Genomic DNA, 22,820 nt, shown 5'->3' with positions numbered 1-22,820 from the left:
AGTGTAAAGGATTGATTTAAAAGTGATTCCATTTCATGTAAAATTCACGGGAATAGCGCTGGTAATACTATTTTTTATTATCGGATGCGGTAATGCGGCAACCGCCGTACAATTTGAAAAGCAGGCGGAGCTTAAAAAAATTGAAAAACCGAGCGTATTCCATGAAGATAAGCTTTATACGGCATGCAATACGTCAGGAATCCAACTCCTGCAAAAAATATCCGCGGCAAACGAGGGCAAGAACACTATTTTCTCCCCCGTGAGTTTCGCTACCCTAATGGCCGTCCTTAACAATGGAGCGGCCAGCAAAACCCGTTGTGAAATCAATGCCCTGATCAACCCCGAGCAGCTTTCCCCTGCGGAATTGAATGAAAAATACTGCCATACCATCAACCATCTGATCAATACGGGGTATAGGGAAAATGGAAATCAAACCACTGTTGTGGAACTGGCCAATTCCCTGTGGATACAGGAAGATCTTCGGGTAAAAGACGATTTTTTGAACACTTCCAATACCTATTACGATACGGAAGCATATAATGTCAACTTTAAAGACAACAGCACCATTAACGCCATGAACCGGTGGATTGAAGATAAAACCTACGGCAGAATCCAAAATCATATTACTGAATTCGATCCCCCGCCGGTGATGGTGGCATTTAATTCTCTGTATTTTAATGGAAAGTGGCAGAACCCCTTTGATCAATCCAAAACACAAAAGGAAGATTTCCATTTGAACAATGGCGATATTGCCAAGGTGGAGATGATGAACGCTGAAAAAAGGATGCAGTATTATGAGGATGATCAAATTCAGGCCGGCAAGTTCGACTATTACGGTTGCGGTATGCTGGTCATTCTCCCCAAGGGGGATACCGACAATTATTTTAGCAATTTAAGTTATGCTGAAATTCAAAAAGCAAATAATAATTTAGAGAATATGAAAGTAAAAATCAAATTTCCCAAATTTAATTTCAAGCAGAAAAACAAGCTGGCCGATCACCTGAAAACCATGGGCCTGGAATCCGCTTTTGATTATAAGAACGCGGATTTTACAGCGATTGCGGACCGGTCGGATCGTTTCAATTTATATATCAATGATATATCCCAGGAGTGCTTTATCAACGTTGACGAGGAGGGCACCGAGGCTGCCGCCCTCACATCGGTATTCTTGGCGGGATCGGGCATGCCCAGAGATAACGTTCCTCCCGAGTTTTATTTAAACAAGCCCTTCATCTTTGTCATCAGTGACGACTGGACCGGATTGATCCTGTTTGCGGGAAAGGTTGAAAACCCGCTGGAAAATGTTTAATATGTGGAAATAACCCATATTTATTATTTCATCCACAGTTGTTACAGTATTTTTCTCATATGTAATTTCTCCTCCATTGGTATTATTATAACATGCTCAAATTAGCGAGTAAAACCGGACGGCCGGGTTTAACACCGGCCGTCTGTCATGTTTGTCATATTATTCAACATAGCATATCCGCTCACCCCAAGTTAACAGGGAAAACTACATAATTAAGCTTGATTTTTCACAATTACAGTTGTAAACCGTGATAATTACCTTGGCCTCTGCCAAGCACCCCTCATTAAAACATTCCGGAGCCAGTCTGTTAATCATGCGCGACATTAAATGTATTAATTGACGCGCAAGCAGGACAAATACCAATTTCCAGGCTGATATTATTACATAATTCAATCACACGCTTTTGATGGCAGGAAGGGAAAAAGACAAGTCCTGGCATGATTCTCTGTCTTCTTGCTGTTAGGCATATCCAAGCATATTTGATAGTCGTTGGGTATGCTGAAGCAATACTTTTCCATAGTGTTCCTGGTCAGTCTCTGTCAAATTGTTGCCTGACAAACTGATTGCACCGATTGGCCTGCGATTATAGTTCAATAAGACCGTTCCTATGCAAAACACCCCATGTTCATTTTCTTCTAGGTCTAGAGCATAATTGCGCTGGCGAGTTTTAGCAATATCCTGTAACAAATGTTGCGCATCTATAATGGTATTCTCAGTCAATTGCTTTACGTTCATGTGATCCCATTTTTTAAGTATTTCCTCATTGGAATATGTGCTCAAAATCGCCTTACCGGCACTTGTACAATATAGCGGGGAACGTTGCCCAACTCTCGTATAAATAGAAAAACCAGAATTCTTATGGTCAAAACTCTCCAAGCAAAGAATCTCGTTTCGATCCTCTATGGAAAATTGGGCAATTAAGCCCAACTGAGAAGAAAGCTCCGCCAGAGTGCCTTTGATTAGATTAATATAGTCCAGATTCCTTACAGCTTTTACGCCAATTTCAAATGTTTTTAGTGTTAACATATAGTCTCCTGTTTTAGGATCTTTGTTCAAATAACCATTAGTGTATAGAGTAGCTGCAATTCGTGACAGTGACGGTTTATTCAGTCCCAGTCGATTGTGTAATTCATTTATACTTAGTGCTCCGCTTTCAGCAATCGCCTCCAATACCATCAATGCACGACTAATAGATTGGATAGGCTCCATTTTCTTATCTGATATTGGCATATTATACCTCTTAACATAATTGGAATAATTGATTTTGCCGCAAAAACCCATTTATGTTAAATCAACTACAATATATAACCGCCGAATAATTATCTGTTGGTTCCCAAAAACGTAAGAGTGTTTGCGATTGATGCCACCGACAAAGCCAACGCATTGGGCAACAGCCGTGCTGCCAACCTTGTTATGCTTGGCGCCATGATGTGCGCCACCGGATTAATTGAGCGCGAAATCTTTGGAAAAGGACTCAACGCTTACTTTGAGAAGAAAGGATACAATACGCCATCAAATTTGGAGTGCTATAACATTGGGTATGAGCAGGCCGAAGAAAAATAAGTCTGAAACGGGGGTCATCACATGGATTTAAACAAGCTCATCAAACCCAAGTCTATCGCCATCATCGGAGCTAGCGAAAAAGATGGCTTCGGCGGCGACTGCACTCGCAACCTTTTCAAGTTCTCAGACAATCTTGATCGCGTCTATTTGGTGAATCCCAGGCGAGACACTGTGTTCGGGCATAAATGCTATAAAAGCGTTACCGATATAGACGACACAGTAGATCTGTGTGTCATTTGTACACCGAAATCCACTGTAATTCCCTTGCTTAAGGAAACTGCCGCTAAAGGGTGCGGCGGAGCAGTCGTCTTTGCCAGCGGCTACGGCGAAACCGGCTTAGAAGGAAAAAAGCTCGAGCGGGAACTCATCGAAACTGCGAACCAACTGGGTATAGCAATCATGGGTCCCAACTGTGCGGGCTTTGCCAACTTCATCGACAAAGTGTTTTCGTTTGCCTTTTTAGTGGAGGAGCGCGACCGCACCGGGAATATCGGGTTTATCTCCCAGAGCGGCCAAGTCGTATTAGCTGGACTGGACTTGCCAACCATGGGCTTCTCCTATGTAATTTCCTCCGGAAACAGCTGTAACGTCAAGGTAGAGGACTACCTGATGTTTTTGGTGGACGATCCCTGATACAAAGGTAATCGCCGCTTATTTGGAGGGCATCACGCAACCCGAAAAGCTGGTTGAGGCCCTGCGCAAAGCCGCCCGAATGAAAAAACCCATTATTGTTTTGAAAACCGGGAAGTCCCAAAAATCCCGTCAGATCGCTGCGTCACATACCGGCAGCCTCTCGGGTTCCGACCAAGTGGTTCGCATGCTGATGCACAGGTATGGGGTAATTGAGGCGGAAGATTTGGAAGATCTCTGCGGCAAGGCAACCGCATTTTCATGGTTGCGCGAGTTACCACAGGGAAACAGAACTGTGTTTATGAATGTCTCTGGCGGGGAGGCCGGCGTAACCGCCGATTTAGTCGATCAATTCCAAATTCCCTTGGCGGAGTACAGTCCAGAGACACGGAAGTGTTTGTCCGGCTTATTGCCGGACTATGGTTCTATCAACAACCCGTTCGATATGACTGCGGGAATCGGCTACAATACGCCGCTACTCGTGAAGGCTTTGCAGGCGATTTCCAAAGATCCCGGTGTAGATATGATTGCGATGTGCTATACTATCACTCCGGAAATATTTGATGCAACAATCTCTCACATGGTGGACGCGGTACGGATAGTATGCGAGGCGGGCAACAACAAACCCATTGTATGGATAAACTTCATTGAGCATACACGGCATCAAGAATCCGCCTTCATATTGAAGCGCAGCGGTGTTCCCCTGCTGGCCACCGGCCATTACGCCTTTCGAAGCTTAAAAGCAATTCAGACGTATGCGCTTTCACAAATTGAGGATCTTCCGGTGAGCCTGCCTGAACAGAAGCACCCCGACGATTCTCGGGTTCTGTCGGAATATGACAGCTTGTGTTTTCTGGAGATTAACGGTGTGCCTATACCGCCCTGTGAAATGACCAACACGCTGGAGAACACGTTGAGGGCGGGTAATAAGCTCGGCTATCCACTGTCCTGCAAAGTAAATTCAGCTGATATTCAGCACAAGTCGGATGTGGGGGGAGTCAAGCTGAACATTAAAAACCCGGAGGAACTTGCCGACGCTTATCAAACGATTATGGCCAATGTAGCGGAAAAGTGTCCACAAGCGAAGGTTGACGGCGTACTGCTGAAGCCAATGATCAAACAAGGTGTGGAGATCATCGTCGGTGTCAACAACGATCCACAGTTTGGCCTGACAGTTTTGGCCGGCATGGGCGGAGTATTTGTGGAATTGTTCAAGGACGTGCAGATGGCAAACGCTCCACTCACCTTCCGGCAGGCCAAGGAGATGATCCAAAAGCTTCAAGCATTCCCGCTGCTCAACGGTTACCGAGGGCGCAAGCCGTGCGACATTGGTGCTCTGGTAGATCTGGTGGTTAAAATCGGCGAAATGGCCGCCTTGCACAAGGACCGCATAAAGGAACTGGATTTGAATCCGGTAATCGTCACCGATGATGGGGTGGCCATTGCGGACGCTCTGCTTGTCCAATATATTCCGTCTTGAGATGATCTCAACAGAGTAGTCAAGAATGACTCAAACATCCGCTGAATAGCTTTAGCTCATATTTCCTAAGATACTGATGGCTATATAACTTTATATCAATCTAAGAAAGTGAGGCAATTTTATGTCCGTTGAAATGATTTGTAGTGCGGGTTTGCCAAAAGCGATTGGCCCATATTCCCATGGAACCAAATGTGGCAATATGATTCTAACCTCCGGCAGTATTCCGTTTGATCCTAATACAAATGAAATGGTAACGGAAATTAAACAGGCTACCAGGATCGTTTTGAGTAATTTGTTGTTAGTGGTCGAAGCTGGCGGTGGTAGGTTGGACACAGTAGCCAAGGTAGATGTCTTCGTTAAAAATCTGGATGATTTTGAGGCTATCAACGAGGTTTACGCCGATTTTTTTGGTGAGCACAAGCCCGCACGGTTTTTGGTACAGGCGGGAGATATTGCAGAAGGAGCACCTTTGGAGGCGGCGATGATCGCGTTTGTGGCGGTTATATGCTGGTCGGCCTCTTGCTTGGCCTAGTTGTGAAAAAATCAAGTTTTTGTCTTACTTTTCGTTAATTGGTTTAACAACATGACTCTGAACGATGATCAAGGGTAAACTATTGTTTAGCTCTCTTGATCTTTTTTTTATATGTAGTGAAATTTCCCATGGTTGGTCAATGCTTAATAAATATAACTATAAGTGTATAATAGTGAACTATTACTTGACATATGTAAAGTGACCATTTATAATTTTCGTAAAATAATGATTTTGTGCTTTTTTTGCTTAAATTTTTAAGGGGGATTGGCATGGCGACGTTGGGAGAACGAATTAAACAATTACGCCAAAACAAAAACCTTAGTGTAAGGCAGTTGGCCAAGGAGGTTGGGGTCACAGCCAGTTTTATCTACCAATTGGAACAAGATAAAGTTTCGCCATCCTTTTCGACCTTAAAAAGTATTGCCGGTGTATTAAACACAAATATGAGCTTGCTTATTGAGGAAGAATTGCCGGAAGAGTGGGTTATTATCAAGAAGGATAAGCGTAGACAAGTCAAAACTGAAAACAGCCTGGTGAATTTGGAATTATTTTCTTTTTTAGGCACCAGAAATAAAAAAATGCAGCCCCTGATGTTTAACCTGGAACCCGGTGCCATGGATGTAAAAGTTCCGCTATTTTCCGGAGAACATGAAGATTTTATCTATTTAATGCAGGGCGAAGTGACCATAGCTACCACCAATGCAAAATACAATTTAAAGGAGGGGGATGCGGCCTACATTATGTTTGAAGAGTTGGTTGAGATAACCAATGTTGGCCGGGAGAAGGCAAGGGGTTTGTGGGTTATATGCCCCCCGGGTATTTGAGCTCTTTATGGCTCATAAAAGTTAATTAATTCACAAGTTATTGGTTGGGAGGTAAGATTATGCAGCAAAGAAAATTTCAAAGATTGCAAAACATTATTGATGGCCACGAAGGAAATGTTTCGCATCTTATCGCCATATTGCAGGAGGTCCAGGAAGAATACCGCTATCTGCCGGAAGAAGTGCTGACTTACATTGCAACGGCCATGGGTATACCGCCGGCGACTGTGTATGGGGTGGCAACCTTTTATGCCCAGTTTTCCATGATACCCAAAGGCAAGTATGTTATAAAGGTTTGCGACGGTACGGCTTGTCATGTTCGGGGATCGGAGCCTATTAATTTTGCCTTGCGCAAAGAACTTAAACTGACCGGTGGTGAGCAGACAACCAAGGACTTACAGTTTACAGTTGAAACGGTATCCTGCCTTGGCGCCTGCGGTTTGGCACCGGTTGTCGTTGTTAACGAGAATGAGGTCCATGGTCAAATGACCCCTGCGGGCGTTTTAGAAGTATTAAAAAAGTTCCAAGTACAGGAAGAAAATTAAATAAAACCAGTTTGCAGTAAGGGAGTGGACCAATATGCTAAAATCAATGGATGATTTTTTAAATCTTTATAAACAGTCGCAAGAGGCCCTGGGACGGGAAAAAATGCGGATATTGATTTGTGCCGGTACCGGCTGTGTGGCCAACGGTTCGCTGGATGTATATGATGAGTTCCTAAGCCGGGTCAAGGAGCAGAATTTACCGGTAAAAGTTCATTTGATGGAAGAGGTGGATGATGAGCCCCATGCCTTAAATATCAGCGGCTGTCACGGTTTTTGCGAGATGGGGCCGCTGGTTCGAATTGAACCGGGCGGGGTTTTCTACCACCATGTGAAGAAAGATGATGTCAAGGAAATAGTTGATAAGCATATTTTAAATAATCAGCTGGTTGAAAGGTTGTTATATACACACCCGGTTACTGGTCAAACAGTGGCCACCCAGGACGAAATACCTTTTTACCAGAAGCAAACCAGGGTGGCCTTGGAACACTGCGGGCGTATCAATCCCGACGACTTGAACGATTATATCGCCCATGGCGGCTACCAGGCCATTACCAGGGCACTCTTTAATATGACGCCGGAAAAAGTTGTTGAAGAAGTGTTGGATTCAGGTCTGCGCGGCCGGGGCGGCGGCGGTTTTCCCACCGGTAAGAAGTGGCAGTTTGCCGCGTCGACCCAAGGTGCTAAAAAGTATATCATCTGCAATGGTGACGAGGGTGACCCCGGTGCTTTTATGGATCGAAGCGTGATGGAAGGTGATCCCCACCGGGTTTTGGAAGGCATGATGATAGCCGGTTTTGCCATAGGCGCGGATGAAGGGTATGTGTATGTGCGTGCCGAGTACCCGCTGGCCGTAAAACGCTTGAAGCGGGCCGTGGCTGAAGCTGCAAGGACGGGCCTGTTGGGGGACAATATTCTTAACAGCGGTTTTTCATTCAAAGTAAATATCAAAGAGGGCGCCGGGGCGTTTGTTTGTGGCGAGGAGACCGCCCTTATCGCTTCCATAGAAGGGGAGCGGGGTATGCCCAGGCCGCGTCCGCCGTTTCCGGCCAATAAAGGTTTATGGAATTGCCCCACAATTATAAATAATGTTGAGACGCTGGCCAACTTGCCGTCCATTATCCTTAAAGGCGGTAAGTGGTTCAAGGGGTTTGGTACCGAGGGCAGCCCGGGAACAAAGACTTTCGCCCTGGCCGGTCAGGTTGCTCACACCGGCTTGGTTGAAATACCCATGGGTATTAGTCTGCGGGAGATTGTTTTTGATATCGGCGGCGGGTTAAGGGAAAATAAGAAATTCAAAGCGGTGCAGATCGGAGGCCCGTCAGGAGGTTGTCTTACGGAAAACCACCTGGATTTGTCCCTTGATTATGACGAATTAAGAAAAGCGGGGGCTATGATTGGTTCCGGTGGTTTGGTGGTCATGGGCGAGGATACCTGTATGGTGGAAGTGGCCAAGTTTTTCATGGGTTTTGTGCAGAATGAATCCTGCGGCAAATGTGTTCCCTGCCGCGAGGGTACTAAAAGGATGTTGGAAATATTAACTGCCATCACTGAGGGCAGGGCCGGTGAGGAAGACCTGTTGCTGTTGGAAGAATTGGCCCTGGCAGTGCAGGACGGTTCATTGTGCGGGCTGGGTAAAACAGCACCGAACCCGGTGTTGACCACCCTCAAGTATTTTAAAGACGAGTACATTGCCCATATTAGGGATAAAAAGTGCCCGGCCGGTGTTTGCAAGGCCCTGCTGGACTATCATATCGATCAGGACAAGTGCAAGGGCTGCGGGCTCTGTGCCAAGGTATGCCCGGCCGAAGCCATCACCGGAAACAAAAAAGAACCGCACGTAATTGATGTGGCGAAGTGTTTGAAATGCGGTACATGTATGGAGAAATGTAAATTTGATGCTATTTACACGGCTTGAATAACTAAATCCAAATAAGGGAGTGTGTTGAAATGCAAACTGGACGGGTAATTATAGACGGGCAGGCCGTGGAAATTGCGGGGGCGAAAAATCTGCTGGAATTGGTCCGGCGGACCGGCGTTGAACTCCCCACCTTTTGCTACCATTCCGAACTGAGTGTATACGGTGCCTGCCGTCTTTGTATGGTTGAAGTTGAAAAAATGGGTTTGGTTGCCTCTTGCTCCACACCGCCGTCGGAAGGCATGGTGATTTATACCAACACTATGCGTACCAAAAGGCTGCGCAAGGTTATTTTGGAACTGCTTCTGGCCAATCATGACCGGGAGTGCCCCACCTGTGTCAAGAGTACCACCTGTAAACTGCAAAAACTAGCTAAACAGTACGGCGTAAATAAGATCCGTTTTGGCAGTCGGGATGTCAAGCTGCCCATCGATGATTCCAGCAGCAGCATTGTCAAAGATCCCAACAAGTGCATCCTCTGCGGTGATTGCGTACGTATGTGCAAGGAGATCCAGGGGTTGGGAATTTGGGATTTTGCTTTCCGGGGTAGTAAAACTCAAGTCACTACAGCCTTTGGCAAGGAACTGTCGGAGGTTGACTGCATTAATTGCGGTCAGTGCATAACGGTTTGCCCCACCGGTGCGCTGACGGCCAAGTCGGAAGTGGAACAAGCGTGGAAAGCCATATTGGATCCGTCGAAAACCGTGGTGTTCCAAATTGCACCGGCGGTCCGGGTGGCCCTGGGTGAGGAATTTGGACTTTCCGCGGGCTCGGCCGTTACGGGTAAAGTGGTGGCCGCTTTGAAAAAATTAGGCGCGGATAAGGTGTTTGACACTTTATTTGCGGCGGACCTCACTACCATTGAAGAATCAATGGAGTTTATCAGCAGGTTGGAAAAGGGGGACAAGCTGCCTTTGTTTACCTCTTGCTGCCCGGCCTGGGTCAAATATTGCGAACAGGCCCATGCCGACCTGCTTGCTAATATTTCCAGCTGTCGTTCGCCACAACAAATGTTTGGATCACTGGTGAAGAAACATTATGCTCAAGTTATCGGTAAGGAACCGGGAGAAGTGGTATGTGTCTCGGTAATGCCCTGCACCGCTAAAAAATTCGAGGCCACAAGGCCGGAATTTACCACCGGCGGTGTACGCGATGTGGATATAGTTCTGACCACCGTTGAATTAGCCCAAATGATCAAGGAAGCAGGTATTGTTTTTAATGAACTGGAACCGGCAGGGTTTGACAATCCCTTGGGCATGGGTTCGGGCGGCGCTTTAATTTTCGGCGCCTCCGGGGGTGTTATGGAATCGGTGGTGCGGTTTGTATCCGGTTATACCAGCGGCGCTGAAATAGGTAGAATTGATTTTTATCCGGTTAGAGGAATGCAGGGATTGAAAGAGGCTGAGGTTGAAGTTAACGGGCAAAAGTTAAAATTGGCGGTGGTTAATGGCATTGCCAACGCCGAAAAGCTGGTGCAAAGAATAAAAAGCGGTGAGGCCGGCTACCACGCCGTGGAAGTTATGGCCTGTCCCGGCGGGTGTATAGGGGGTGGCGGCCAGCCCGAGGTTAATGATACCGCTGCCAGAGTACAACGACTGAAAACCATTTATAATCTTGACACTATGGAGCAGGTGCACAAAGCCCAGGATAATATTTATGTTAACCATATCATCAACCAGTGGTTGAACGGTACGGGTTCGGCAACGGTGCACCACGAATTGCACACTCGATATGTGCCCCGGAGAAGAATAACCGGCAAGCCCATTGATATAACCGAGTTGTCGGAAGATGTCCCGGTTAATGTTTCCGTCTGTGTGGGTACCGGGTGTTATTTGCGCGGCTCCTACGATGTGCTGAATATGTTTTCAGATATGATAAAGAAATATGGCTTTGAAGGACAAATTAAGCTGGACGGCACATTTTGCTTGGAAAAATGCGACCAGGGTGTTTCCGTTAAGGTAAATGATGAAATAATAACCGGTGTCACACGGGATAATGCCGAGCGGATATTTAAAACTAGAATAGCCATGCAAGTTGATAGTAAATACTGATAAATTGCCTGCCGGTTTGAAAAGGGTAATTCAAACATGTATCGAATATACAGTTAGGGTACCGGCTAGTTACGCGAAAATTTAAAGGTTGGGGAGCTATGGGACGGTCTAATTGTCCCCGAGGACGCAGTGGCCGGAGGGAAGACGATAAACCGTTCCTGTGGCGAATCGGCGTAAAGAAGTGATCGAAAGAGGTAATAATGGAATGATAGTGACTAATGAAGCCAGGTGCAGGGACTGCTATCGCTGCTTGAGGGCTTGCCCTGTAAAGGCGATTCGCATCAGTGCCAGTGAGGAAACAGGCGCTCTTTATGCCCGGGTGATTGATGAGCTGTGCGTGAAAGATGCCCGGTGCGTGCTAATCTGCCCCCAAAAAGCCAAAAAGGTTACCTCCAGCCTGGCTGAGGTCCGGCATTCCATAAAAAACGGAAATTTTATGGTGGCCAGTGTAGCCCCTTCCTTTGTTGTGGGCCTTCCTCTGGCTGACCCGGGACATATGCCTGCTTTACTGCGCAGACTGGGGTTTAAAAAAGTACAGGAAACTTCTCTGGGAGCCGCCTTGGTGGCCCGGCAGCACGGTCGTATGGGATTTGATAAAGCATTAATCAGCAGCGCCTGCCCGGTGGTGGTTAACCTGGTTGAACGGCACTATCCGGAAGCGCTGCCTTACCTTGCTCCCATAGTATCGCCAATGATAGCCCACGGGCGCTACTTGAAAGAATCCTATCCGGGATGTAAAACTGTTTTTATTGGCCCGTGTGCGGCTAAAAAGGATGAGGCGTTGGTGAACGGCATAAGTGACGCCATAGATTATGTGCTGGGGTTTGATGAACTTTGGGAATGGGTGCAGGAAGAGAATATTGACTGTAGCGGTCTGGCGGCGGATGAATTTGACGGTCCGAAACCGGGCTTGGCCAGGCTATTCCCTATTGACGGGGGAATGCTCAAGACGGTTGGCGTTTCGAAACAAGCCGATGAAAGGTTTACAACGGTTTCCGGGTTGCAAAACTGTATAGATTTTATAAAACATTTAGCTTCAGGTGGCATTATCTTACCCGGTTTGGTGGAATTACTGGCCTGTCCGGGCGGGTGTATCAACGGCCCGCAGATGATGGGCAGGGACGAGGGCTTATTTAACAGGCGGCGCAAGGTTATAGAATACCAAAAGTCCCAATGCCGGTCCGAGGGTGATGATGTTGCCACTATTACCGATATCAACGAAAAACTTTTGCAAAGAAGTTTCGTAAATCGGCAAGTAGTGTTTCCCGTACCGAGCGAGGCCGAGATTAAAGAGATACTGGAGCGATCCGGCAAATTTAAACCGGAGGATGAATTGAATTGCGGTGCCTGCGGTTTTGATACATGCCGCGATAAGGCTATAGCCGTCTATCAGGGGAACGCGGAACTGGAGATGTGTATTCCATACATGCGTAAACGAGCGGAATCCATGTCAAACCGGGTTCTTGGCGCCATGCCCAACGCCGTTGTTATCTTGGACAACGAATTGGTTATTCAGGAGACCAACCCGGCAGCCAGCAATTTATTTAACTGCTCGATCCGGGAAATAGTAGGACAAAAATTAGAACAATTTATAAAAGTAGATAGTTTTAGAGAAGTTTTAAAAACCGGAAAGATGATCAACCAAACCAATAATTATGACCAATTGGGTAAAATAGTCAGAGAAATCATTTTCCAGCTGGAAAAGGAAAGAAGCATAGTAGGAATTCTTGTTGACATAACTGAAGAAAAAAGACGCCACGAGCAATATGAACTGGTGAAAGGGCAGACTATATCCCGCGCGCAGGAGGTTATTGCCAAGCAAATGACTGTGGCCCAGGAAATTGCCGGGCTGCTGGGTGAAACAACAGCGGAAACCAAGGTTCTTTTAACTAAATTAATTAAATTGATGCAAGAAGATCCTTTCTAAAACTGAAGGGAGAACTGCGGTTAAATGGATATTTGTGTCGAAATCGGTACTGCCCAACTGAATAAAAAAGGCGAAGAGCTGTGTGGCGACAGCATTGAGATTACCAGCAGCGGGAACGACCGAATTGTTGTTGTGGCGGACGGTCTGGGAAGCGGGGTCAAAGCCAATATCCTTTCCAGGCTCACGGCCAAAATGGCCGGCACTATGTTGCAAATGGGCGGGGCCATAGACGATGTTATGGAGACCCTGGCCCAGACTTTACCTATTTGCAAGGTGAGAAAACTGGCCTATAGCACTTTTACGGTATTACGTGTGACGGGCGAAGGCTATGCGCATTTGATTGAGTATGAAAACCCGCCCTGTTTTATTGGCAACAAAAACAGACTGGTTGATTTGGAAAAAACGGAAAGGATACTGGATGGCAAGGCTATCCGGGAATCAAATTTTGCATTAGGTGATTATGATTGGTTGGTAATTATTACCGATGGTGTACTGCATGCCGGGGTGGGGAAAGTGTGGAACATGGGCTGGGGTTGGGACAGGGTTGGCCAGTATTTGGCCCAAACTTACAGCCCGCCCCAAAAGGCCGCGGATTGGGCCGGGGAAATAGCCCGTTTGTGCAATAACATCTATGGCGGGCAGCCCGGTGACGATGCCAGTATAGCCGTTATTAAAACGCGAAGACCTAATAATGTTGTAGTAATGATCGGCCCGCCGCGGGATAAAACTGATGATGCCATGGTAGTGGACAAGTTTATGCGTGCCGGTGGAATTAAGGTTGTCTGTGGCGGTACTACCGGGAATATAGTGGGAAGAGTGTTGGGCCGGGAAGTCCGGGTGGATCTTTCATCCCGCAGCCAGCGGGTGCCGCCCATCGGTATAATTCCGGGCATAGACCTGGTTACCGAGGGTGCTGTCACGCTGGTGGATGCCCTTGATAAACTGAAAGGGAGCCCCGGTCCGGAAAGTTTTAAAGATAAAGACGGGGCCAGCAGGTTGGCGTCCTTATTACACAACGCCGACAGGGTGCATTTTATGGTTGGAACTGCGGCCAATCAGGGACTATACGGTGAGGGTGTGCCCAATATTTATATATATAAAGAGTATATAATACGGGATTTAATCAGGCTCTTAAGGGATGTAGGCAAAAATGTAACGGTAGAATACTTTTAAGCAGCTCGAATTAGCCGGGGGGGGAATACATAAACAATGCAGGAGAATCGTTCAAACTGCGGCGATATTGCCGGACCTTTAAATGGTATTGAAGGCACGGTTGAAAAAATAATAAATAAACACAAAGACAAATCGGACGGCCTGTACCTGGTGCTTCAAGACGTGCAGGACCAACTGGGTACAATGTCCGAAGCGGTTGTGCACCAGATTGCCGATGGTTTTGGTTTGCAGCCTAACGATGTTTTAGGGATGATTAGTTACTTCCCTTTGATTAAACCTGCCCCGCCGGCTAAATATAAAATAAGTGTTTGCCTGGGCACAAACTGTTACCTGCATGGTTCCGCCCAGTTGTTGGAAAGGTTGAGCCGGGAACTGACGCTGGAACCGGGAGAAACTTCCCCGGACGGGAAGTTTTCCCTTGAAGTGGTGCGTTGCCTGGGTTCTTGCGCCCTCAGCCCGGTGATAATGATCAATGATGTAATATATCCCCAGGTGGAATCGGACAAGATAGCGGAAATAATAAATTCCTGCAAATAATCCCGCTCTCCTGGCCGGTTGGTCCTTAATCGCCTACTTTCACGACACCTGTTTTAATTATATCAAGGTAATCTTTGGTCTATAACCAATATATAATAGTGGATAGTAAAACGGCCCAGCAATTTGTTCCAGTGGAGACGCCCACAGTTGGGCACCCCTGAAGGGCACGTTATATGTGTGCGGGAACCGTATTAAAAACAAATTATTATGCAGCGGCCCGCAGCGGCCAGGACATCCATCTACTGAGCAACAAAAAGAAAGCCGTTACCACCAAGGCGACCAGCACGGAGTAAAACCCGTTTAATGACCCAACCATGCCGGAATGTTTACCATAAACGTAGACCAGGTAATGCACGACAAAAATATTAAGGGCGTTTCTGCCGGCCCAAATGGCCGGATAAACATATGGGCCATCTGTCTTTACAAGGAGTAAAGCAGCATACATCAGCATTACCAGGCCCACTACAAAGAGCATGTAACTGGGGGAGGCAGGAAACCTGGTGATTAAAAACCCGGTAAAATGCCCCACCAAACCCAATGTCATTAATGATAAACCTACAGTGGCTATAGTATGGGGTTTATAATTACCAGTTAAAACATAGGTGGCCATGAATAGGCCTATGGATAAAAAACCGGTCAAAAGAACCAGTGAAAAATCACCCAACAAAATCCGGGCCATTTTAGCGGGCAGTAGATAAGCGTAGGGATGAAAAAAATAATATCCCGCTAAGGCCAGAAGTCCGGTAAACAACAACACGGCCTTCCGGGCCGGCAAAAGATAAAGTGTTCCGATTAAAATGCTGACTACGGCAAGTGACTGCAGCACCCCCCAATAGAAAAAACTTGCATGCCCAAAAGCGACAAGACAAAGAACCAGGCCGGTGAGGTAAAGCCGCATGTTCCGAATAATTCTACTATTATTCATTATGGCTATTCCTCGGTTGCTGTACATAAGGTTATTATAAATAGAATTGTTTGGAATGTATTTTTAATGGATAATACTGGACCCCGGATAATTTAACCTTGAATAGGATGTAATACAAATGTTATAATTTTGTTGAGGTGACGCTTATGAAAACAGTAAGGTTAAGAAAAATAGGCAATAGCTTCGGATTCACCATCACCAAGGATCTAATGGAGAAATACAATCTTAAAGAGGGAAAAGAATTATATGTTATTGAAAACAGCGATGGCATCACGCTCACACCTTACGACCCCGAGTTTGAAAAATGGGTCTCCAGCTTTGAAAACACAAATAGCAAATTTAAGAATACTTTAAGATCATTAGCAAAATGAAAAGTGTAATTTTTTTGTCTAAAAAGCTAATCCTTTTATTCCATGAACAACTCATTCAAATTTATGGCGGCTCTTACGGAGTTCGAGATGAAAAACTGCTTGATTCTGCTTTATGGCAACCCAAAACAACATTTGATGGTAAATACCTTCATGATAATTTAATGAAAATGGCAACAGCATACGGGTACCACATATGCAACAATCATCCATTTATAGATGGCAATAAAAGAATTGCGCTTGTAGCTATGGATGTTTTTCTGCAAAGAAACGGCTGCGAGATTACCGCAGGCGAAAAGGAAACTTTCCAAATGATGATGGATTTGGCATCTGGTAGATTGTCAAAAGATGATCTGGCGATTTGGCTTGGGAATAATACTTCATCACTAACAATTAGTTAAATTTCATTTAGAAATGGGCGAATTGCGGAACAGGGAAACCATGCGGATAATCACTAAATCCTCATCTGATACCATATCAGCATTGCAAGCGCTTCCGAAAACTCAAATAGCGCTATTATAAGCTCTCAATAACTCACAGATACAATCATTGGGGTCGTGTTGCCCCCATTGTAGCGTTTTCTAATATTTTTTGTAATTCTACTATATCATCTTCCGGGCTTACCTTGATCCCAATGTCGAGCCAGTGTTGCGTTTTAATTGGTATCATGGCATGGACTTCCTGCCAGCTTTCTTGTATTTCTGAGGCCGCTGGAGATTGGTAAAGGAGCACCAGCAAATGGCTTTCCCCCAACCCGCCCGCCATCTTTTTATCGCTCAAAACATTGCGATGATTGGGAAGAAAGTAACCGCCCAGCTCCTCCAAGGAACCTATTGAGCGACCTTGCTCGTCTTTTATTGTTTTTGGATAGCTGTGCTTTATTGTCCAGTTAGCTGGAAGAGGTAGAGAAATTCTGGCTTCAGTCAGGTACAAGCTATTACTTTTATAAATGCCGTCAATAATTCCATACTCACTGGATTGCAATATTTGGGTGATAAACCACCCTTCCCGGCCATTATAAAGAAGTTTTTCCACCACCATTTTTTCTGTTGCGATAGTGTTGGGCGGATCATAAGTGATTTCCGGGAAAGAGATGGTGTACTCGATTTTGGTATCGCTGAGTTCATTTCGGTTAGTTATGGTTATAGGCCCCACCCAGGGGCTTGAACCGCCGGTAACCCAGTATGATCGGCGAACATAATAACTTTTATCCGCCTCCTGGCGCAGCTGGGGTGACAAGGCTGCGTATTGCAGGGCTCCACAGCGGATTTGTTCGCCCCGGCCCCATAATTTTATAGCTTCATCAGCATTGGCTGAAATAAGGGCGTTTTCTATGAGGGCAATTTCGGATTTAATTGTGTTCAGATCAGGGGTTTGAATGGACAATACATTGGCAGCGTCATTATAATTGACCCGGGCATTGAATAGGTATTCCAGCCAGTCCATGGGCAGGTAATAATGATCCTGACGATTTTCGGCGCTATATGTTGCCGAACTGTGTTCGTAGAGACCATCGTCACTGGTAATACGTATATAAATAGAGTCCGGGAGCTGCGGGAGATCTAATTGTTTCGCCTTATATCGATTTAGATTTAAAACCCATGCCCGTTTGGGGATAGCATAGGATAGCTGCAGGTTTTTGACCTTCTCGGGAAGTGACCAGATTTGCTTATCTTTTTCATCAGCGCTGGATTGCAGACCCCCGGCATAGGAAGCTAATTTTTCTATATTATAAAAATCCTGCCGGGTCTTAATGATAATCGTTCGGGTTGAGGAGTCCCATTGTACGGAACTGGCTCCCAATTGTTCAGCCGCCCAGCGCAGGGGGACCATCGCCTGGCCTTCTACTACATCCATATCAGCCGGTGCATTTACCACAGAACCGTTTATTTGCACCGTAATAGCAGCAACATTCTTAATAACTTTTCCTAAAGGATTAATGAACAAGCCTTTATCACGGGCCTGATGTATTTTTTCGGAGATCTTTTCTGCTGATGATCCAAAACTAATATTGGAAGTAACCAAGCTGGCAACTGGGGCATCGCTCATTTCAGCTAGTTTCCATTGACCGTTTTCCGGAACTATGACTGCTAATCGGTAATTAACTCCGTTGTAATAAAACATACTTTCGTTGTTTACGGTATAATCAATACCTACATAAAATACTTTAATATCGCTATATTTTTCCAGGTATTTTTCTACATCAATAAAAGATTTGATAGAATCTATAGGAACTTCTTTTATCTCTGCTATTCTTGCTGATTTGATATTGAACAAACCAATAAAGTTGTCTTTATTTTCTTTGTCCGCTATAAACGGAAGCATTAAGTCCTGTTCATCTTTAACCCAATAATTAGGTATAGCCCTCCAATTATGGTTATGTTTTGCTTCCACCTCTTGATAGATTACTCGTTCAATTGAAGTAGGTGTTTTTGTTACTTGTTGAGCATTGTTAATAGATTCCGCGGCTGCAAAAACAGGTAAGGCACTTATTAAAATAAAGAAAAGAGTAAGACATCTCATAAATATTCTTCTCAATTTAATTTCCCCCTTTTTGATTATTCTTCCGCATATTTATATATTTTCATTATCAGATCAGGCGAAGGCTTTGTCCAGGAAATAATTTAAGGCGTTTCGGACGGCAGTCATTGTAGCGGGAATAGCGGTTACGAATTTATATACATCATATCCGTTCATTTTTAAACCATTACCTGCAGCTGCATGGTAAACAGGTCCTAATTATATTGGGAATCTTATACAACTTTATAAAATCGGACGATCAGGATTCAATTTTTGTTCCATAGAACACCATTATTGGAACGCCCTAATGGTAAAATTAAACCTACCTGTCCCGGCTATCCGTTTTCAAATGCGTTTAAAGCCTGTGGATAGTTGTTTTTATATGAAATCATATAAAAAAGAGTCTAAAATGTTTAATGATAAGACCCCTTTAATTGTTTTTTTTATGCATCAACAGGAACATTTTGGGTAATCATTGAGTCTTAATATAAATGAGCTGTTATCAATTATAAAATACTAACCCGGAAAATTCAGGAAAGGATGATTTTGCGATATGAAGCTCTTTAGAACTTTGATATTAACAGTTATCTTATTAATGGCGGGAACATCCACCCTTTGGGCGGAGGAAACTGCGAAAAAACCGCTGGATGAGGTTTTTGATAATGCAGTGGTTATCCCATTTAATTATCATGATAAGGTATTTTTAAACGGGCAAAAGACAGACGTATTCGGTGACTATACACTACATCAAAGAAACGGCCGCGTGTTTGTCCCCATTAGAATGATGGGGTATTTGGTTGCATGGATGGATAACAGCCATTGTGAAGTTGTATGGGACCCCCAAAAACCCGACGATGTAATCCTGGTAAATCAGGGTTTAAAACAAACGGTGAAATTGACGGTAAATAGCAAAACAATGTACATAAATAACCAACCGCAAACCCTGGACGTCCCGCCGCAAAAGATTGAGGGCAGGGTAATGCTGCCTTTAAGAGGCATAGCGGAAGCACTGGATAAAAAAATTGTCTGGTTTGACGGGCTGATTGTGATAAGTAATGATGCTATAGACCTGCAAAGTCCCCAAAGTGTAGCGATTAAGGATAAGATCAAGGCCAAATTGGCAGATTATAGAAAAGAAGTGGCATACGAAAAAAAAGTAACACCGGTAGCAAAATACGGGGATACGGTTTATTACACTAAAATTAAATATATTAACAACGGGCAGAAGATGATTGAGGAACTGTATAAAAAAACCGGCAGCGGGCCGGAGGTTAAAATCGAACTGCCGGGGGAAAACAGGTTTAATAATAATGACAATAAATTAATCAACAATGAACTCTATTATGTTTCCACAATCAACGGCAAAAGCGAGCTGCATATATTCAGCTTTACCGACAATAAATCGAGAAAACTGTGTTCTTTGGGACGTTGGAATCCGATGGACGGATGGCTGGCTGATATGAAGTTTATTAATGACGAATTCTATGTCGTACTTCATTCCGGCGATCTCACCATGGGATCTGAAGATTTATATAAACTGGAAAATGGCGTATTAAAAGAGATCACCGGTGTCAAAGAATTCATCAGCTTTGATGTAGAGGGAAAGTTTCTTTACTACACGGATTTTCATCCTATACTTTACTGTACAGAAAACCTCTTTAGGATGAATATGGAAACCGGGGAAAAACAAACTCTGGCGGAAAAAGAGTTTACCTATGGTATCTCTCGGACAGTACACGAACAAGGAGGAACCAGTTATACCGCAAGCAACTCCTTTTATATCAAAGACGGTTATGTTTACGTTTTGGGCTACAAGGAAAACGATCCGGGGGACAAAGCTTCCGTATATAAAATTAGCCTGGACGGCCAAACCAAAAATAAACTTACCCCGCCGGTAAAAACATTTTGGCTGGTTGATCAGGCAATATATTATCTTGATTCAAGCACTGGCTATCTGGCTACGGTTGACCTGGAGGGAAATAACAAAAAGACGCTGGTAGATAAAAGCATTCTTGATCTCAAGTTCTTTGACGGAAACATCTATTATACCGTGGGTAAGGATACCGGCACCGGTGCCCGGTTGGGAAAACTGTATAAATATAATCTATCAAGTGGACAGGAAATAAAGTTGAGTAATCAATCAGTCAGCGAATTTCTTATAGGGAAAACAGGGATTTACTATAAGGCCGAAGGGTATGACCTGGGGTTATACAAAATTGGTGCCAATGGCCAAAGTATATGTTTGGTTGATGACACTATATCCTCCTTTCTTTTAACCGATTCGGGAGTGGTGTATACCATGCGTTATATGGAAGGGATATATACAGTAGAATAGAGATTGGTTTTGGAACAACTAAGTAATTAGTACCCTCACCATATTTTTGCATAGTAGTTAAGAGTAAGAAACAGAGATATTTAACATATAAAGTATCTCTGTTTTTTTGTGCAAATATGCTGGGCCGTACTTCCCGATCTATATTGATATATCGACTTAGGTTAAAGGATTTAACATGAAATTTGGTATTAGACGAATATAAGAGTATGAAAAAAATGAACGAAACACCGGGAACCCGTGTATATAGAGTAGGAGGTGAACATATTGGATGAACTTTTACAGCGCTGTAAAGAGAAAGACAAGGAAGCATGGGGATTATTATTTGAAAAATACCATCGCCAGATATATCAAACAGCCTTGATTTTTGCCGGGAACCGTACGTTAGCGGAAGATATCACCCAGGAAGCATTTATCCGGGCGGTTACCAAGATCAATCTATTTAATCCATGCTACTCATTTGAAGCATGGTTATATAGAATCGTGGTCAATGTCTCAAGGAATATGATCAGAAGTCATAAATGGACCAGCCTTTTTCAATCATTCAGAAAAGGCTCATTAAATGCCAGGGATGCGTATGACCCTTTTGCGGTGCTTGAGGAAGATGAACAGAAAAAGATTCTACGGGCCATTATCAACGAACTGCCCTATAAGGTGCGGGAAGTGATCGTTTTAAGATACTTTAACGGTTTTGCCCAAGATGAGGTGGCAGCAATTCTTGAAATTCCCGTTGGCACGGTAAAATCAAGGATTAATACAGGTTTAAACAAGATGAGGCAAAAAATCAAAATGCACTCATCGATTGGGGAGGTGTTGAAACTGTGACCAGGTTGGAAGATAAAATCAGAGAAGTGCTTCATAAATCCTTTATGCACGAAGAACCCTCTACTTGCCTTAAGGAAAAAACCATAACGGCCCTTAATCAAATATGCAGACCTGAGAGGAGCAAAAATAAGAAGTTGACCAGATGGGCTGTTACTTTTGCAATAGTATTTGCCTTTGTTTTTTCTGTTAACTTGTTTCCCACTTTTGCACAAACGGTCGGCAAAATTCCCTTGATATCAAATTTAGTGGAATTGATTCAATTTGATAAAGGTATGAACGCCATCAGGGAAAGGGATAAAGGTGTCGAAGAGGCGATCCGGAGCGGATATGGTGCCAATATCAATAAAACAGCGGTTAGCAACGGCATTAGTTTCACCATCGATAATATTGTACCGGATCAAAAGCGCATGCTGATTTCCTTCTCTGTAGAATTGGACCAGGAAAAATATAAGGATATAAAAAGTCTGTGGTTTAACAATATGACCTTGAGCGATGATCAAGGAAAAACTATAGTTCGTATTAAAGACGGCAAAGTGGATTTTGATGACCCACAAAAAAACAATTGGATATCCAGATGGATCACCGGACCCGGAGAGAGTCAAGAAGGCCCAACAGGCCAGAGCGGAAAACTCGCCGGCTGGATGGAGATTGTTAATCAGGGCCAAACCGGAGGGTCTCCTTCAACCATTACTATGGACATCAACGGGTTCCGGGATGCCACCCATAGCTCCGGCCATGAAAGCACAAAAATCCTTGCCGGCGAATGGAAGGTCACATTCAGCGTCACACCGGGCTTGGCAAATGCAAAACCTTTGATATATGAAGGAAAGGATTTTGTTATTAAAAAGGGCGGTTATGACCTTGTTTTAAAGCTGAATTATGTTAAGGTCTATCCCACAGTGACCAGCCTTAAAATCGATGTTGTTGATAAAAAGAGCACTCCGTATCCAGGTTTCCTCTATAAGATGCATCTTGAGGACGAGACCGGACGGATCTATAAGCATATCGACGATGAGATTCTGACCGACAGCGGCAACGTCCGACCGCAGTTCGAAAGCGCATACTTTACCAAGCCAAAGGAGCTGTATTTAGTTATTGAAAGCATTGGTATCCGGGATCTTAAAATTGAGGAAATGACCCCTGTAAATATGCGTGTTAAGATCTATTAAATAGATAGCACAGCCGAAAGAGATAGGGACTCTTGCAGTTATAAAAAAAGAGTCTCTTTTTTTTATATACACAATCCTAAACGGGTTGCCACCAAGTGCTATTAATCATCGGACAATGTCATCTTATTATTTGGTCAAAATTAACAAGCCAAACAGCACCTATATTTGATGGCTTATTAGCTATGTGGGGAGAAGGCT

The 22,820-nt window shown here is 44.4% G+C and carries 20 protein-coding genes; 17 read left to right on the top strand and 3 right to left on the bottom strand.

What is annotated here, in order from left to right:
- The first annotated feature begins 22 nt into the window (after positions 1-22).
- Positions 23-1,309 (top strand): serpin family protein, encoded by a 1,287-nt coding sequence (locus DESGI_RS15225; protein WP_006524089.1) that lies wholly within the window; start codon positions 23-25, stop codon positions 1,307-1,309.
- Positions 1,310-1,768: 459 nt separating this feature from the next.
- Here DESGI_RS15225 and DESGI_RS15220 read toward each other — a convergent pair whose 3' ends face one another.
- Positions 1,769-2,539: an IclR family transcriptional regulator gene (locus DESGI_RS15220; RefSeq protein WP_006524088.1), complete on the bottom strand. Its 771-nt coding sequence runs from the start codon at positions 2,537-2,539 to the stop codon at positions 1,769-1,771.
- A 117-nt stretch (positions 2,540-2,656) separates the two neighbouring features.
- Here DESGI_RS15220 and DESGI_RS15215 point away from each other — a divergent pair, with 117 nt between their 5' ends.
- The 11 genes from DESGI_RS15215 (at position 2,657) to DESGI_RS15170 (ending at position 14,483) form a co-directional block, all read left to right on the top strand.
- On the top strand, positions 2,657-2,872 hold the full coding sequence (locus DESGI_RS15215; protein ID WP_207638334.1) for a 2-oxoacid:acceptor oxidoreductase family protein: 216 nt from the start codon (positions 2,657-2,659) through the stop codon (positions 2,870-2,872).
- Positions 2,873-2,893: 21 nt separating this feature from the next.
- Complete coding sequence (locus DESGI_RS25770; RefSeq protein ID WP_006524086.1) at positions 2,894-3,505, top strand: CoA-binding protein; 612 nt, start codon at positions 2,894-2,896, stop codon at positions 3,503-3,505.
- A 22-nt stretch (positions 3,506-3,527) separates the two neighbouring features.
- Positions 3,528-4,982, top strand: a complete 1,455-nt coding sequence (locus DESGI_RS15210; protein WP_006524085.1) for an acetate--CoA ligase family protein — start codon at positions 3,528-3,530, stop codon at positions 4,980-4,982.
- 121 nt (positions 4,983-5,103) lie between these two features.
- Positions 5,104-5,514, top strand: coding sequence for a RidA family protein (locus DESGI_RS15205; RefSeq protein ID WP_006524084.1), 411 nt, complete (start codon positions 5,104-5,106; stop codon positions 5,512-5,514).
- Positions 5,515-5,783: 269 nt separating this feature from the next.
- The gene (locus tag DESGI_RS15200) at positions 5,784-6,338 is read left to right on the top strand and encodes a helix-turn-helix domain-containing protein (RefSeq protein WP_006524083.1); all 555 of its coding nucleotides are present in this window, start codon (positions 5,784-5,786) and stop codon (positions 6,336-6,338) included.
- A 59-nt stretch (positions 6,339-6,397) separates the two neighbouring features.
- Positions 6,398-6,880 carry an NADH-quinone oxidoreductase subunit NuoE gene (nuoE, locus tag DESGI_RS15195; protein WP_006524082.1) on the top strand — a complete coding sequence of 161 codons (483 nt, stop codon included), beginning with the start codon at positions 6,398-6,400 and terminating at the stop codon, positions 6,878-6,880.
- A 34-nt stretch (positions 6,881-6,914) separates the two neighbouring features.
- A complete protein-coding gene (locus tag DESGI_RS15190) occupies positions 6,915-8,795 on the top strand; it encodes an NADH-quinone oxidoreductase subunit NuoF (RefSeq protein ID WP_006524081.1) in 1,881 nt (626 codons plus the stop codon).
- A 32-nt stretch (positions 8,796-8,827) separates the two neighbouring features.
- Positions 8,828-10,846 carry a [FeFe] hydrogenase, group A gene (locus DESGI_RS15185; protein ID WP_006524080.1) on the top strand — a complete coding sequence of 673 codons (2,019 nt, stop codon included), beginning with the start codon at positions 8,828-8,830 and terminating at the stop codon, positions 10,844-10,846.
- Positions 10,847-11,051: 205 nt separating this feature from the next.
- The gene (locus tag DESGI_RS15180; RefSeq protein WP_006524079.1) at positions 11,052-12,773 is read left to right on the top strand and encodes a [Fe-Fe] hydrogenase large subunit C-terminal domain-containing protein; all 1,722 of its coding nucleotides are present in this window, start codon (positions 11,052-11,054) and stop codon (positions 12,771-12,773) included.
- A gap of 24 nt (positions 12,774-12,797) precedes the next feature.
- Positions 12,798-13,946 (top strand): SpoIIE family protein phosphatase, encoded by a 1,149-nt coding sequence (locus DESGI_RS15175; RefSeq protein ID WP_006524078.1) that lies wholly within the window; start codon positions 12,798-12,800, stop codon positions 13,944-13,946.
- A 36-nt stretch (positions 13,947-13,982) separates the two neighbouring features.
- Positions 13,983-14,483, top strand: a complete 501-nt coding sequence (locus DESGI_RS15170) for an NADH-quinone oxidoreductase subunit NuoE family protein (RefSeq protein WP_006524077.1) — start codon at positions 13,983-13,985, stop codon at positions 14,481-14,483.
- A 205-nt stretch (positions 14,484-14,688) separates the two neighbouring features.
- Here the strand turns inward: DESGI_RS15170 and DESGI_RS15165 are convergent, their stop codons facing one another.
- On the bottom strand, positions 14,689-15,408 hold the full coding sequence (locus tag DESGI_RS15165; RefSeq protein ID WP_006524076.1) for a hypothetical protein: 720 nt from the start codon (positions 15,406-15,408) through the stop codon (positions 14,689-14,691).
- 146 nt (positions 15,409-15,554) lie between these two features.
- Here DESGI_RS15165 and DESGI_RS15160 point away from each other — a divergent pair, with 146 nt between their 5' ends.
- Positions 15,555-15,779: an AbrB/MazE/SpoVT family DNA-binding domain-containing protein gene (locus tag DESGI_RS15160; protein ID WP_006524075.1), complete on the top strand. Its 225-nt coding sequence runs from the start codon at positions 15,555-15,557 to the stop codon at positions 15,777-15,779.
- Positions 15,780-15,793: 14 nt separating this feature from the next.
- On the top strand, positions 15,794-16,177 hold the full coding sequence (locus DESGI_RS15155) for a type II toxin-antitoxin system death-on-curing family toxin (RefSeq protein WP_245561106.1): 384 nt from the start codon (positions 15,794-15,796) through the stop codon (positions 16,175-16,177).
- A 145-nt stretch (positions 16,178-16,322) separates the two neighbouring features.
- On the opposite strand, the gene DESGI_RS23215 is transcribed toward DESGI_RS15155, so the two are convergent.
- Positions 16,323-18,314 (bottom strand): stalk domain-containing protein, encoded by a 1,992-nt coding sequence (locus tag DESGI_RS23215; protein ID WP_006524073.1) that lies wholly within the window; start codon positions 18,312-18,314, stop codon positions 16,323-16,325.
- 535 nt (positions 18,315-18,849) lie between these two features.
- On the opposite strand from DESGI_RS23215, the gene DESGI_RS15145 reads away from it, so the two are divergent.
- The 3 genes from DESGI_RS15145 (at position 18,850) to DESGI_RS15135 (ending at position 22,622) form a co-directional block, all read left to right on the top strand.
- Positions 18,850-20,631 (top strand): stalk domain-containing protein, encoded by a 1,782-nt coding sequence (locus tag DESGI_RS15145; RefSeq protein WP_006524071.1) that lies wholly within the window; start codon positions 18,850-18,852, stop codon positions 20,629-20,631.
- 264 nt (positions 20,632-20,895) lie between these two features.
- Positions 20,896-21,453 carry an RNA polymerase sigma factor gene (locus DESGI_RS15140; RefSeq protein WP_006524070.1) on the top strand — a complete coding sequence of 186 codons (558 nt, stop codon included), beginning with the start codon at positions 20,896-20,898 and terminating at the stop codon, positions 21,451-21,453.
- The gene (locus DESGI_RS15135) at positions 21,450-22,622 is read left to right on the top strand and encodes a DUF4179 domain-containing protein (RefSeq protein ID WP_006524069.1); all 1,173 of its coding nucleotides are present in this window, start codon (positions 21,450-21,452) and stop codon (positions 22,620-22,622) included. The genes DESGI_RS15140 and DESGI_RS15135 overlap by 4 nt, the downstream gene beginning before the upstream one ends.
- The last annotated feature ends 198 nt before the right edge of the window (positions 22,623-22,820 follow it).

This window comes from Desulfoscipio gibsoniae DSM 7213 (assembly GCF_000233715.2).
GTDB lineage: Bacteria > Bacillota > Desulfotomaculia > Desulfotomaculales > Desulfallaceae > Sporotomaculum > Sporotomaculum gibsoniae.
The sequence above is the reverse complement of the archived record's forward strand: the minus strand, read 5'-3'. Positions and strand labels throughout refer to the sequence as shown.